The organism is Streptomyces sp. NPDC046197 (assembly GCF_040646295.1).
Taxonomy (GTDB): domain Bacteria; phylum Actinomycetota; class Actinomycetes; order Streptomycetales; family Streptomycetaceae; genus Streptomyces.
Genome location: NZ_JBEYZY010000002.1, coordinates 322,621 through 335,628, shown reverse-complemented (window position 1 = coordinate 335,628; position 13,008 = coordinate 322,621). Strand labels below are relative to the sequence as shown.

The 13,008-nt window shown below is 68.5% G+C and carries 12 protein-coding genes; 3 read left to right on the top strand and 9 right to left on the bottom strand.

Annotated features, from left to right (window positions below; all coding sequences use genetic code 11):
* Positions 1-13 precede the first annotated feature (13 nt).
* The 3 genes from AB0A61_RS04280 to AB0A61_RS04270 all read right to left on the bottom strand — a co-directional run bounded on the left by AB0A61_RS04280 (position 14) and on the right by AB0A61_RS04270 (position 2,351).
* Positions 14-979 (bottom strand): MarR family transcriptional regulator, encoded by a 966-nt coding sequence (locus tag AB0A61_RS04280; RefSeq protein ID WP_361285766.1) that lies wholly within the window; start codon positions 977-979, stop codon positions 14-16.
* Between the two features lie 308 nt (positions 980-1,287).
* Entirely contained in the window at positions 1,288-1,536 is a 249-nt protein-coding gene (locus tag AB0A61_RS04275) for a DUF397 domain-containing protein (RefSeq protein ID WP_361285763.1), read from the bottom strand.
* Positions 1,533-2,351 (bottom strand): helix-turn-helix transcriptional regulator, encoded by an 819-nt coding sequence (locus AB0A61_RS04270; RefSeq protein WP_361285760.1) that lies wholly within the window; start codon positions 2,349-2,351, stop codon positions 1,533-1,535. Before AB0A61_RS04270 ends, AB0A61_RS04275 begins: the two co-directional genes overlap by 4 nt.
* Positions 2,352-2,482: 131 nt before the next feature.
* Between AB0A61_RS04270 and AB0A61_RS04265 the strand changes: the two genes are divergently transcribed.
* Positions 2,483-2,929: an ATP-binding protein gene (locus AB0A61_RS04265; RefSeq protein WP_361285757.1), complete on the top strand. Its 447-nt coding sequence runs from the start codon at positions 2,483-2,485 to the stop codon at positions 2,927-2,929.
* On the opposite strand, the gene AB0A61_RS04260 is transcribed toward AB0A61_RS04265, so the two are convergent.
* From AB0A61_RS04260 to AB0A61_RS04235, 6 genes are all read right to left on the bottom strand, one after another.
* Positions 2,915-4,054, bottom strand: a complete 1,140-nt coding sequence (locus AB0A61_RS04260; RefSeq protein ID WP_361285754.1) for a restriction endonuclease subunit S — start codon at positions 4,052-4,054, stop codon at positions 2,915-2,917. The two genes, AB0A61_RS04265 and AB0A61_RS04260, sit on opposite strands and share 15 nt — an antisense overlap.
* A 25-nt stretch (positions 4,055-4,079) precedes the next feature.
* Complete coding sequence (locus AB0A61_RS04255) at positions 4,080-6,839, bottom strand: class I SAM-dependent DNA methyltransferase (protein ID WP_361285751.1); 2,760 nt, start codon at positions 6,837-6,839, stop codon at positions 4,080-4,082.
* Between the two features lie 143 nt (positions 6,840-6,982).
* Positions 6,983-7,696 (bottom strand): RloB family protein, encoded by a 714-nt coding sequence (locus AB0A61_RS04250; RefSeq protein ID WP_361285749.1) that lies wholly within the window; start codon positions 7,694-7,696, stop codon positions 6,983-6,985.
* Positions 7,696-8,955 (bottom strand): ATP-binding protein, encoded by a 1,260-nt coding sequence (locus AB0A61_RS04245; protein ID WP_361285746.1) that lies wholly within the window; start codon positions 8,953-8,955, stop codon positions 7,696-7,698. The genes AB0A61_RS04250 and AB0A61_RS04245 overlap by 1 nt, the downstream gene beginning before the upstream one ends.
* Positions 8,956-9,018: 63 nt before the next feature.
* Positions 9,019-9,756 carry a response regulator transcription factor gene (locus tag AB0A61_RS04240; RefSeq protein ID WP_361285743.1) on the bottom strand — a complete coding sequence of 246 codons (738 nt, stop codon included), beginning with the start codon at positions 9,754-9,756 and terminating at the stop codon, positions 9,019-9,021.
* Positions 9,753-11,045, bottom strand: coding sequence for a PspC domain-containing protein (locus AB0A61_RS04235; protein WP_361285740.1), 1,293 nt, complete (start codon positions 11,043-11,045; stop codon positions 9,753-9,755). Before AB0A61_RS04235 ends, AB0A61_RS04240 begins: the two co-directional genes overlap by 4 nt.
* Before the next feature lie 227 nt (positions 11,046-11,272).
* Here AB0A61_RS04235 and AB0A61_RS04230 point away from each other — a divergent pair, with 227 nt between their 5' ends.
* The gene (locus tag AB0A61_RS04230; RefSeq protein WP_361285737.1) at positions 11,273-12,772 is read left to right on the top strand and encodes a PspC domain-containing protein; all 1,500 of its coding nucleotides are present in this window, start codon (positions 11,273-11,275) and stop codon (positions 12,770-12,772) included.
* Positions 12,759-13,004 (top strand): hypothetical protein, encoded by a 246-nt coding sequence (locus tag AB0A61_RS04225; protein WP_361285734.1) that lies wholly within the window; start codon positions 12,759-12,761, stop codon positions 13,002-13,004. Before AB0A61_RS04230 ends, AB0A61_RS04225 begins: the two co-directional genes overlap by 14 nt.
* Positions 13,005-13,008 lie beyond the last annotated feature (4 nt).

Sequence of the window (13,008 nt, the reverse complement as noted above, 5' to 3'; positions counted from 1 at the left end):
GGAGTCCGCGCAGCTACGAGGGCTGTCTTGCCGTGCTGGGACGGGATTTGGCTGATTGTCGACGGTCGCGGGCGGCGAGGGCTTCGCGGGCGAGGACGGCCGCGCTCTCCCTGCGGGGCTGCGAGGGCACTGTTGTGCGGGTGCCCGTTGTGACGCTACGACAGCCCCGGCACAGGCCGCCGACGAAGGCCGCGGGGCGGCCTGGGACGCCGCACTCGGTGCACTCCGGCATGAGACGGCGGGGGCGGTCCAGGTGGGGCTCGTCCGAGGCCGCCGGTACGGAGGCGGGCACCGGCTCGGGCGGCAGCTTGTCCCGCAGTCGGCGGGTGACGAAGCCGCGCGGCGCGTGAACGGCGTCGGGCAGGCCGGCGGTGAGGGCCTGGATGAGGGTGACCGTGCTGGCACCCCGCTCCAGCCAGGGGACGACCAGGTCGGTGAGGGCGTCGCAGTCGGTGGCGGAGAGGGTCAGCCGTGGTTCGAAGGTGCCGAGGCGGGCGAGGAGTCGGTAGGCGGTGGTGGTGTGCGGCCCTGTGAGCGCGGGCTCGGCTACCGGATCGGTGGATGGGGTGGTGTGGTCGGGCGCCGGGTTGACGTCGGGGACGGTGGGGCTGTCCGAGGCGGGAGCCTCACCGCCGCCCAGGAAGGCACCCCACCAGGCATCATCCCGTGCGACGCGGGACCAGTACGTACGGAAGACCCAGCGGGTGCCGTTGTCGCCGGTAGCGGCCAGTCCGCGAGCGCGGTGGAGGTGCCCGGCGCGAGACAAGGCCGTGAGGGCGCTGCTGACGGCCTGCTGACCATGCAGGGGCAGGGCATTGGCGAGGCTCTTGATGTCCATGGCGGCGCCATCGCGCAGCCGGTCGATGAATGCGGCGATGTAGGCCTCGCGGGCGGGGAGGTGCGAGAAGTCGGCGGCGGCGCGGAGGTCGGCGCCGGGCTCGCCCGGGACAGTGCGTTTTCCGTAGCCGGGGTTGGCCATGGGGTGTGCGGGGGCGGGCAGGGCAGCGTTAGAGTTTTCGCAAGCCACGAGATCGTCCTGTTCGATCTTGAGGTTAGACCCCGGCGGGTGCTGCTAACACCCGACCGGGGTTGTTTGTTGTCGCGAACGCTAGAGGGTGACAACGGCGCGTCGCAAGCCGATCACGAAAAGTCATGTACGCCGGTGAGGCCGCAAGTTGAGCGCTGGGCGACTGGCGGTCGCGGCTCGGGGAGGGTGGGTGGTGGGTTCAAACCAACCACCCATTCCTCACAAACGGCGCTCGACTCCCGGCCCTTGGTTCTCGAAGCTCAAGCGCCGGTACGGGTGTACGCGACGAACGCGGTCCAGGCCGCCCCGGCGACCTGGAACCGGGGGCTCTGAGGGCCGAGCTTCGAGTCTCGGACGCGGATGGTGTGGGGGCAGGGGGCGACTTCGACGCAGTTGCCGGTGTAGTCACTGCTGTGGCTGGACTTGCGCCAGTCGAGGGCGACTTCGAGGCAGTTGCCGCCCTGGTCGTCGCTGTAGCTGGACTTGAACCACACCAGGCTGTCGTTCACAGCTCCTCCGCCACCCTTCTGATGAACTCAGCCGACTCCTCAATACTGAGGGCATGCCTGCGGATCATGGCATGCCTTTGGTTCAGTGCGCTCACCTTGTCCGGACTGGCGTGCAGCACGCTCACCTCCGGGCCTTCAACGTACGCGAAGTGGTCGTGCTCGGGTGACTCCAGCAGAACGATGGGACCGGCAAGGGCAACGCCATTGCACCGGCCGACGAGCAGCGCTTGTACCGACACATTGCGGAGACGGCCAACTTCCAAGAGATGCCCGAGCTGCGCCCTCATGACATCCCTACCGCCGACTTCCGTCCGCAGCGCTGCTTCGTAGATCAGGAAGCTGTAGAGAACGCTGATGCGCCGGGTCAGCGCCTCCTGACGGCGCAGTCTGGCAGCCACGCGCTCAGCGACCGTTTCATCATCGAGGGGCGGGCAACTACCTCCGATCAGAGCCCGCGCGTACTCCTCCGTCTGCAGCAAGCCTGGAATGAGCAGGGACTCGTAACAGGAGAAGCTGATGGCCTCGGCCTCGATGGCCATGAACTCCTGTGAGCGCGCCGGAAACGGCTCCGGCTTCAGGTACTCCTGAGCCGCGACGAGCTTCCCACCCGCCCCACACACTTGATCAGCGACCTGCAGTAACCGCAGCGTGGGCCGACGGCGGCCGTTCTCCATGGACTTGACGTACTCGTAGTCGTAACCGGCCTCCTTGGCCAGCGCCTCACGACCGATGCCGGCTTCCGTGCGCCACATCTTGATCTGGCTGCCGCAGTACCGCCAGGCGATCGGCGGCTGGGAGTTCACCTCGGTCGTCACGCACACCTCCGCCGGGTCCACGACGGGTACAACCACCTGCTGTACCCGCGCCGTTACTCGTGAGGCTACGCGCGACCCGGGACCGTGATCTGGCCAAACGCCAGAACTTCCACGCAAGGGATGAAAAGCGCATGCAGACCCCGTGGCCCCCGCTGCCCACGACGACCGCCCCGAAGGACATCGAGTGGCGCCTGCCGCGTCACGCGCGCAGCGTGAGCAGGGCACGCGCACTGTTCCGCGAACAGGCAGCGTCCTGGGGACTACCGCAGGAGGTGACGGACACGGCCGAACTCCTCCTGAGCGAGCTGATGACAAACGCCTACCGCCACGCGAAGGCCCCGGCTGGCCGCGAGATCTGGGCCCGCTGCGTGGTCACGGACGACCGAGTCCGCGTAACGGTGACCGACGCGAACGACGCCCTCCCGACGCCGGGCAATGCATCCCTGAACGACGAATCCGGCCGGGGCTTGGCGCTGGTGGCGGCACTGTCGAACGACTGGGGCACGGAGAGAAGGGAGTGCGGCATCGGAAAGGAAGCGTGGTTCGAGCTGATTGCGAAGCCGTCAAACCACGGGTAGCAGGTCACCGGAAAGGCCTGCTCTCAACCGCCCCAGCTTCACCTTCTCGGCCACAAGTGCCGACTTCTTCATTCGCACAGCCCAGATCTGCTCAACGATTCGCTTCTGTTCCGCCTCCGACGGCAGATCCACGGGAAGTTGCGAAAAGTCGGTCTTGTTGATGATCGGCGTGACTTGCAGGTTGAGCAAAGACTTGGCCCGACGCATCGCAGACCGCACCGCCAGATAGACGAAGCGGTGATCAAAACCTTGATACGGAATCACGGCATTGATCTGCTGGTTGGTGCAGCTTTCTACGGCGGACAGGGCAACTTTTCCAGCACCAAAGCCGATACAGACGGCAAGCGTAGATCCAGCTGGAACCATCCGGAGATCTCCTGCACGATACCTGGCAATGCTTCTCTCGGGATCAGAGAGCGAACCTTCAGCATCGCGTACTTGAGATGGCGTGAAGAGCGGGATTCCACCCTCTAGGGTGCTGGAATCCCAATCAGGTGGAGGGGTAGCGCCAGTTACGACAACGCCAAGGTCCGATACGACCCCTACAGGATTTCTTGATCCGAAGGCGTCCTGCAGCATCCCTTCCTCAACAAACTCCAGCTTGAGGAGCGCTGCCTCAATGGCCCGCTCCTTCTCGACCAGTGCGTCCAAGACCTCGACGACGCGTCGCTGCTCAACAAGAGCTGGCACCGGGACGACAAATTCGCCGAGGTCAGCCTTCGAGATCTTGAACTGACCGCTCGTACTACGCATAGCTGACTCGACTTGGCGTCGGAACGCCGGGGCCGCCACGATCACTCCCAGATAGCGGGGGTCCAGCATTCCCGGGTCAGGGATGAGGCGATACACGAGATCCGGAAAAATCAGCCTGCCGCGCGCATTTTCGGGAACCACGACGCCAACCCCAACTAGGCGTTTGGAGCCATTCGCGCGCGCGACCAGAACGTCATTGGGCTTAACTTCAAGCGACTCTCGCGGCGGAAGAGACGACGGCAACCTCTTCGCCTCGTTCGCCAGGAACGTCCCCGACGTGACAGCGCCCAGCCCAAGAACTCCCCACTCAGCACCCCCGGGCTCACGCGGCTCGCAGACCGGGCTCCAGCCGGACTCAATCCGCAACAGCACGTCACGCAAAGTCCGCGCAGGTGGCTCAGTCGACGACATAACCCAGCTCCCTCAAGAACCCGTCCAAAGCCTCCGCAGCCGCTTCCCGCCGCTCCTCGATCTCCCGCAGAGAAACGCCATACTTCTGCTCCCACACCCGGTACGCCTCCGCCAACATCCGACGACTCCGTACCACGTGGCCATTGAGCTTGGTAGACAGATCAGCGCGCAGGATGGCCAGGACCACGTCCCGTTCCCCAGCCCTCTTAGCCAGTTCCCGGCGTGCCTTCGTGAGACCCGGCTCGGAAGTCACCTGGGGCTCTGTTTCCGGCTCGACCGGCAACTGAAGCAGCGCCCCCTGTCCGGCCCCCTCCTCCGCCGCAACCGCCCGCTTGCCCTTACCGGACCCCGCAACGCCCTTCTTTGCGGCCTTTTCACGCTCAGCCTCACGCCTCCGGCGAATCGCGGCCACCGGCCAGAACCCGTCCTCCAGGTCCTCGACCAGCCGTTTCGCCTCCGTGCGCCGCTTCAGGAGGTCCCGCATCTCGGTCTTGCTCAAGACCGCCTCCGCCAGCGCCGGGTCGATGCCGCCGCCCCCGTCCGACCCCGACTCGGAGTCATCGCCGTCCAGTGCAGCCTGCTGCGCCTCGGCCAGCGCCGCCTCCGCCTCCTGCGCTGCCTTCACCTTCGCGTCCAGTGCGGCGTACGTGCGCTCCGCCGACGCCAGGTGCTCCAGGAACCCCGGCGCGATCGCGGCGACCACCTTGTGGTCGTAAGCCTGACGCCGTTCCGCCGCCGTACGCTCGCGTCGGCCGCCCGTGCGCGGGTCGGGTTCCGGGGCCAGCATCGTCTCGACGGTCTCCACCCAGCCGTCGACCACCCCCGCGAAGCCGGTCACCGACAACGCCTTCAGCTCGTTCTTCGCATCGTGCCACCAGCCGGCCACCGCACCCGCAAGCGCGAACCGGTCGAGGAGGCCGACTCCCAGGAGCAGTTCCCCGAAGCTGTCGATCAGATCCTTCCGCAGCCGCGCCAGCTGGGCCTTGCGCTCCTGCTCGGTACGGTCATCGCCGGTCACCGGCTCGAGCGCCGCGATCTGCTCCGCCTCCGCCTCCCACCACGCGTCGAAGGCGTCCCACAGCTTCTTTTCCCGCCCGCTCGCCAACTCCGCGAGGCGCGCAGCGTCGGGACGGCGCTCCGGAGGCGGGAAATCGACATATGCCGGGTCGTCAGCTCGTACGTCGAAAAGGTCCGACACCTCTATGTCGTACGCGTCCAGCAACGGCTTCTTCGCCTCGATCTCCGCTACCGGCACACCGCCCACCAAGTGGGCCCGTACGTCCTGCGGTTCCGGCGGAGGCGTGTTGTCGACGTAGCGGCGGATGTTGAAGTTGAACCCGTTCTCCGCGAGTTCCTCCCGCGTCACCGCGCGGGCGAATCCCGGCACGTCCTGGAAGACCTCGTCGTCCTGCCACGAGTGGAACGTGGAGACGATCTTCTCGATGTGCTCGGGCAGCAGGATGTTCTGCGCCCGCTCGGCGTGGAACTCCCGGTCAGCGTTGATGAACAGGACCTTGCCCCGGCGGTCCGGGCGGCGACGGCTCGGCGGGCGTAGGACCAACACGCAGGCGGGGATACCGGTGCCGTAGAACAGGTTCGGCGCGAGGCCGATGACGGCCTCGATCAGGTCGTGCTCCATGAGGAGCTTCGCGCGGATCTTCTGTTCCTCGCCGCCCCGGAAGAGCACACCGTGCGGCATGACCGTGAAGACCGCGCCCGACCGCTGCCTCACCATGTCCAGCATGTGCTGGAGGAACATCAGGTCCGCCTTGCCGCGCTCGGACGTCTCGCCGTACGGCATGCGCTCCTTCAGGCGCGGGACCTCGTCCTTCTTGTAGTCCATCGAGAAGGGCGGGTTGCTGAGGACCAGGTCGAAGCCGCCCTCGGGGTGGAGCGGGTTGGTGAGGGTGTCGCCCGTGCGCAGGGAGAACTTCTTCGCCCCGTGGAACAGCATGTTCATCGTGGCCATCACCCAGGAGCCGCTGTTGGCGTCCTGCCCGGCGAGGCCGAGGTTGCGGGAGTCGCCGCCGTGCTCGTCCACGTACTCCATGGCGTGGATGAGCATGCCGCCCGAGCCGACGCACGGGTCGTACACGCGCATGTCGCCGTGCGGGCGGGCCAGTTCCACCATCATGCGGACGACGGCACGCGGGGTGTAGAACTCGCCGCCCTTGCTGCCCGCCGAGTCCGCGAAGTCCTTGATCAGGTACTCGTAGGCGGCACCGATCATGTCGGGGAACTCGAAGTCCTCCCCGCGCAGCCTGATGCTGCCGAAGTGGTCGATCAGGGCGGCGAGGCGCTTGTCGGCCAGTTCGGCGGCGGACTTGCGGGCGCTGCCGCCGCCGATGCGGTTGAAGTTGACGTGCGCGAAGAGGCCGCGCAGCTCACTGTTGCCGGGCTGCCGTTCGAGCGCGTCCAGGGCGGGCTGAAGGTACTCGGTGGCGACGTTGTCGACCGCGCCGGCCAGCCGGTCCCAGCGGGCGGCTTTCGGGACGAAGATCGCGCCGTGTTCGTCGTACCACTCGTACGACTCGGCCTCTTCCTTCGCCTCCTCCTCGGTGTCGCCCTCCGCCAGGCGATCCTTGATGATCGCCTCACGGGCAGCCTCGAACTCGTCGTTGACCCGCTTGAGGAACAGCAGCACGAAGATGAAGTCGCGGTACTCGGCGGCGTCCATCGTGCCGCGCAGGATGTCGGCCGCCGCGAAGAGATGGCGTTCCAACTGCGCGAGCGTGAGCTTGGCCACGTACGGCTCTCCCCTGGTGACTGATCGACTTCCGGTCGCAATCCGGCATTGCAACGCGAGGGTGCAAACGGAAGCCTACGGTCTTACGAAGCATCATTCACCGTATGCGGACGGTGACCTTGGGTGGTCCGTCGAGCGTCCGGTCAGTAGTCGGATACGTCCAGGCCCTTTTCGACGAACTTCCACACATCCGTGTACGGATCCCAGCTGTTCTGGTCCGTCCGGCCAGCGTGGCGCTGGGCCAGGCGCTCCGCGTAGCGCTGTGCCGTCTTGTACCGGCCGCTCAACTGTCCCGGCTTGACATGCTTGGCCTGCTCCTCGGAGACGGAGCGGATCGTCGGCCCGTAGGTCTGCGCGAAGCCCGGCTGCTGCTTCAGCATGCCCGCCGCGCTGCCGCACACTCCGGAGAAGTTGCTCGTGTAGTTCTGGTAGTGCAGCAGTCGCCACAGCTCGAAGCAGGGATGCGAGTAGGCGACATGGATCTTCTCGCTGCGGGACCGGGAGAACGCGGTCGGGATGTCGGGGTGCTGGTCCCGGTCGAACAGGCACCACACCTGCGGCCAGTTCCAGTCGTCGGGACCGATGCCCGCCTTCTCGGCGGCGCGGCGGACCTCACGCCACTTCGCGATGGCGTCCTCGACCAGCGGGAGCGGCTTGCGGCGCTTGGTCGGGGCACTCCGGTTCTCGACCTTGCAGACGATCTCGCGGTCGGGTTCCTTGCGGGTGCCGTTCTCCGTCACGAAGGTGATGAAGCCCGGCTCCGTGACCGCGCCCTCGGTGAAGACGTACACCTCGCGTCGCAGCTTCCGCTGCCGCTTGGCGCGTACCGGATTGTCCCGCCCCCTGTCCCTCGCCATCAGGAACGCTCTGCCTCCCCTGCCAGTGCTGTGAGCACCTTGCGTCCGATCTGCCCCTGGTCGACGTTCGGTACGGCACCGTACGCGCCGGCCAGGTACGAGTCCTCAAGGTCTTCCTCAGGCTTGGGGTCGAAGTCGCTCAGCGGGTACAGCTCGGTGGCTCCGCGCTTGTCCTTCTCCGTCAGCCAGATCTGCCCTGGTTCCAGCAGCCGCCCCCCTCGGGGGTTCTTCAGGAGAGAGGCGTCGTGCGAGGTGAAGAGCAACTGGGCGTTCTTCTCGTTGGACCAAGGAGCCTGGAACAGCCTGACCACCTCGGATGCGAACTTCGGGTGCAGGCTGGCGTCAAGTTCGTCGATGAGCAGCACGGCGCCCCTGTCGAGGGCCAGCAGGAGCGGGCCGATCAGAGCGAACCAGGAACGGGTGCCGAACGACTCCTTCGCCCAGTCGAGGGCCACCGCGGTGTCGCGGTCACTACCGTGCAGCAATCTCACCGCGGGGGCTCTGCCTCCCGGCTGGCGCTCCACTTCGGCACCCTGGATGCCCAGGTCAGCCACTCTCAGCAGCTCCCGGACCCGCTCGCTGTTCCTGTCGTCGAGGAGTTGCTGAGCCGTATAGCCTTCCCGGTCCTTCAGCTCGGTCTCAGGGGTGATGTCCCAGAGGTTCGACCGGAACCAGTCGTAGATGCGGGACAGCTGAGGGTGGTTGTCGCTCGCGGCGCGGCTGAGGAGCAGTGCGTTGGGTCGTGTGGAGCGGGCCAGGCGGGCACGGTCATGGACGCGGTCACCCGGAAAGTCGAAGACGTTGTCCCGCGAGGCGTCCCGGTCCAGCCATACCTGCCGACGGCCTTTGGGATAGGCGTGAAGCCATTCCGACTCAACCCGTCGGTCCCCGAGCTCGAACCCGTAGGTCCACCGCACTCCATCGTCCAGGACAAAGTCCGCCTCGTAGAAAGTGCTCTCGCCTGCGGACTCGGCGTCGAGGGCGAAAGGCTCGCGTTCCGGTACGCCGGTGTAGGAGGTCCACAACCCGTAGGAATCCAGGACCGCGCTTCTCATCTTCTTCAGCGCGGTGATGACATTGGATTTCCCCGAAGCGTTGGCACCGAAGACCCCGATGACCGGATAGATCCCCAGCTGCTTGCCGTCCGACAGCTGGACCGTTCGCGCCGCGTCGGATCCCTCACCGGGTGGAACGACGAAGGACAGCTCCTGCTCGTCGCGCAGTGACCGTACGTTCGCCGTACGGAAACGCAGCAGCATGGCGAGCCCTCCTCCCGTCGGCCACAGCGTAACGGTGTGATCGTCGGCGTGCCTACCGGACGATCAGACCAGCCGGCGTGCCGTGGCCCAGCGGGTCAGCTCGTGCCGGTTGGACAGCTGGAGCTTGCGCAGCACCGCCGACACATGGGACTCCACCGTCTTCACCGAGATGAAGAGCTGCTTGGCGATCTCCTTGTAGGCGTAGCCGCGGGCGATGAGGCGGAGGACCTCCCGCTCGCGCTGGGTGAGGCGGTCGAGGTCCTCGTCGACCGGCGGGGCGTCGGTGGAGGCGAAGGCGTCGAGCACGAAGCCCGCCAGCCGGGGGGAGAAGACGGCGTCGCCCTCCTGCACCCGGAAGATCGAGTCGACGAGGTCCGAGCCCGTGATCGTCTTCGTCACGTATCCCCGCGCGCCGCCGCGGATCACGCCGATCACGTCCTCCGCCGCGTCCGAGACCGACAGCGCGAGGAACCGGACGGGCCGCTCGCTGTCGCCCGTCAACGCGGCGCAGCGCCGCAGCACTTCGACCCCGCCGCCCCCGGGCAGGTGGACGTCGAGGAGCACCACCTCGGGCCGGGTCGCGGTGATGACGGTGACGGCCTGGTCGACGTCGGCGGCCTCGCCGACGACCTCCACGCCGGTCTGCTCGGTCCGGCCGATCTCGGCCTGCACTCCCGTGCGGAACATGCGGTGGTCGTCGACCAGGACCACGCGCACGTGCCGCCTGGCCGCGCCGCCCGTCGACTCCGCGGACTCGGCCGCCTCCCCCGGCATGCCGTTCGCCTCGGTCGGGTCGCTCATGACGTGTTCTCCGCCCTCTCCATCTCCAGCTCGACCTCCGTGCCGCCGCCCGGCACCGCGCGCAGCCGGGCCGTACCGCCGTTGCGCTCCATGCGGCCGATGATCGATTCTCTGACACCCATGCGGTCGGTGGGTATCGAGTCGAGGTCGAAGCCGGGTCCGCGGTCCCGGACGGACACGAAGACCGTCCGGCCCTCGACTTCGGCGTAGACCTGTACGGCACCGCCCTCGCCACCGTACTTGGCGGCGTTCACCATCGCTTCCCGCGCTGCCTGCATCTGTGCGCCGATCCGGTCGTCGAGCGGGCAGTCACCGACCACGACGACCTCTATGGGCACGCCGTGCTTGTCCTCGACCTCGGCGGCGTTGCGCCTCACCGCGTCGGCGAGGGTGGTCGGTTCGTCGGCCTCGTCCTTGCCGGTGCCCTCCGGCTTGTACAGCCACGCGCGCAGATCGCGCTCCTGGGCGCGGGCGAGGCGGCGAACCTCGTTCGCGTTCTCCGCGTTGCGCTGGATCAGGGTCAGGGTGTGCAGCACCGAGTCGTGGACGTGGGCGGCCACCTCGGCCCGCTCCTGCGCGCGGATGCGCATCAGGCGCTCCTCGGAGAGGTCCTGCGTCATGCGCACCAGGTACGGGCCGGCCAGGAGCGTGATGCCGACGAGGACCGCGAGGGCCGCCTGCAGGACCGAGCCGAGGTGGGCGGCCGAGCCCTGGAGGACGACGATGCCGGAGACGCCCGCCGTGACCAGCAGGACGCCGGCACCGGCACGCAGCAGTGTGAGCGTGCGCCGGCGCCGGCCGACCTCCATCCAGCGGGCCCGGCGCGCGTTGTCCGCCTGCCGCCAGACCAGGGCGACGCCCGCGCCGACGAGGACGGCGGGCAGCAGGTACGCCTTGGCTCCGCTGCCGAGCTTGACGCTGCTGACGAAGACCATGGCCACGACGACCATGAGGAGCAGGGCGACGATCTGGCCCCGGTCGGGCTTGCGGGCGACGAGTTTGCGGCGGCCGTCCGCAGAGGTCTCCGTGGTGACGAGGGACGGCGGCTTCTGGCCGCCGACGCCGCCCACGCCGAGGGGTACGAAGAACCAGAAGGCCGCGTACAGCAGCGCGCCCAGGCCGTCGGCCATGAACAGGCCGACGAACACGAGCCGGACCCAGATCACGGGGAGCCCGAGATGCCCGGCGAGACCCCGCGCCACCCCGCCGAGCCAGCGTCCGTCGCTGCTGCGGTAGAGCTTGCGCGGCGGCCGCGGTTCGTCGAGGGGCAGTGCTGCGGCGTCCGGCATGTCATTGATGGTCACACGGCCCGTGTGACCGGGGCATCAGGGTCGACCCCCGAGACTCCCCTGATCTCCCCTGATCCCCCTGAACGCCCTTGAAGTCCGGAGAACGCGGCGGATGCGGGTCCGCGGCCCGTCGAACGCATCCCCGGCAATGGATCAGGGCCGATATCAGGGTTCGGCCAGGGTCGTCCCGGCTCCCACCACGGCTGCGCGCCCGTCACCATGGACGCATGAACAATCACCAGCACGCCGCGACGGGCCCGGAACCCGGCTCCGGTTCCGACACGGCCCCGGCGCCCGGTGCCGGTGAGGAACCGCGCGCGCAGGAGGAGGCGAGCGGGCCGGCCACGGGCGGCCAGCCGGGTCCGGCCGACGGGCCGCCCGGGGCGGCGGTCGCGGATGAGGGTGGAGCGGAGGCCGGCGGGGCGGTCCGCAGGTTCCGGCGCGACCGGCGGCACAAGATGATCGCCGGAGTGTGCGCGGGTCTGGGCCGGCAGTGCGACATGGACCCGGTGATCTTCCGGATCACGCTGGCGGTGCTCGCCGCCACCGGCGGAATCGGCCTCATCTTCTACGGCTTCGTCTGGCTCTTCGCACCGTACGACGAAGAGGACGAGAACGAGGTGCGCAAGCTCCTGACCGGCCGGGTCGACGGTCAGGCGCTGGCGGCCGTGCTGTTCGCGCTGGTCGGCTGCGGAGTGTTCCTGTCCATGCTGCGCAACGGCGGGGTGCTGGCCTTCGCGGTCGTCCTCTCCCTGCTGCTCGCGGGTGCGGGCTACTGGTCGCAGCACCGCAGCGCTCCCGACCCCGACCCTTCCCCGAGCTCCCGGTGGCGCTCCGGAAGCCCCATAGCCGCCCAGGCCGTCGCCGACGCCCCACCGGAGGCCCAGGCGCCACCGGTGCCCGCCTGCTACCCCTCCTGGTGGCGCGACCCGATCGTCAAGGACGGCACGCACGTCGGAGGTACGGGCTATCTGTGGGGCCCGCCGGACTCGCGGGACCGGGACATCGCGGCGGCCGTCAACATCGGCCTCGGCACCCGGGAAAGCGGTCACACGGAACCGCGCACCCCGCGCACCGAACCGCCGCGGCCACGCGGCCCGCGCTGGATCGGCGGCTGGGTCTTCCTGCTGGCACTGCTCGCCGGTGGCCTGGGCACCGGCCGGACGTGGCACGACCACACGCTGAGCAGCAGCCTGCAGACCGGTCTGTCCTGCGCGCTCGTCACCCTGGGCCTCGGCATCGCGGTGAGCGCCTTCCTGGGCCGTACGGGCGCGGGATCGATCCTGCTGGCGATCGTCACGGCGGGGCTGCTCGCGGCGTCGGCGGCGCTCCCCAAGGACATCAGCACCCACTGGACGCACCTCACCTGGCAGCCCTCCGCGGCCACGCAGGTGCAGCAGAAGTACGACCTCGGCACCGGCGAGGGCACGCTGGACCTGACCCGAATACACCTCGGCAGGGGACAGACACTCACGACGCACGCCGAGGTCGGCGCCGGGCGCCTGCGGGTGATCGTTCCCCGTGATGTGACCGTGAAGGCGACCATCGAAGTGGGCGTCGGCGACATCCGGCTGCCCGGTGACAGCACGAAGGACGTGGACGTCGAGCCGGGCAGGCACCAGCAGGTGACCCTGCCCCCGGCGGCGGGCGTCAAGGGTGCGGGGACGGTCGACCTCGATCTGCGGGTCGGCCTGGGACAGGCGGAGGTGAGCCGTGCTGCGTCATGAGTTCCAGCCCGGGAAGCTGGTCGCGGGCGTCGTTCTCACCGCGGCAGGTGTGCTGTACGCCGGAGACGCGGCGGGCGCCTGGCAGACCCCCTGGTTCGCGGCCATCCCGCTCGTCGTGGGCGGCCTCTGCCTCGCGGGCGCGGCGGCCATGGTGAACCGGGGCATACGAAGGCGCCGCGGACGGCCCGGCCGCAGGGGCGCGGGCGGAGCGTGGGCGGACGGAACCGGGTGAGAAG

Bases quoted from the DNA above. Each gene is read 5' to 3' on its own strand.
- AB0A61_RS04250 (WP_361285749.1), bottom strand. From the start codon at position 7,696: ATGGCGAGGGACAGGGGGCGGGACAATCCGGTACGCGCCAAGCGGCAG.
- AB0A61_RS04235 (WP_361285740.1), bottom strand. From the start codon at position 11,045: ATGCCGGACGCCGCAGCACTGCCCCTCGACGAACCGCGGCCGCCGCGC.
- AB0A61_RS04280 (WP_361285766.1), bottom strand. From the start codon at position 979: ATGGCCAACCCCGGCTACGGAAAACGCACTGTCCCGGGCGAGCCCGGC.
- AB0A61_RS04230 (WP_361285737.1), top strand. From the start codon at position 11,273: ATGAACAATCACCAGCACGCCGCGACGGGCCCGGAACCCGGCTCCGGT.
- AB0A61_RS04265 (WP_361285757.1), top strand. From the start codon at position 2,483: ATGCAGACCCCGTGGCCCCCGCTGCCCACGACGACCGCCCCGAAGGAC.
- AB0A61_RS04245 (WP_361285746.1), bottom strand. From the start codon at position 8,955: ATGCTGCTGCGTTTCCGTACGGCGAACGTACGGTCACTGCGCGACGAG.
- AB0A61_RS04240 (WP_361285743.1), bottom strand. From the start codon at position 9,756: ATGAGCGACCCGACCGAGGCGAACGGCATGCCGGGGGAGGCGGCCGAG.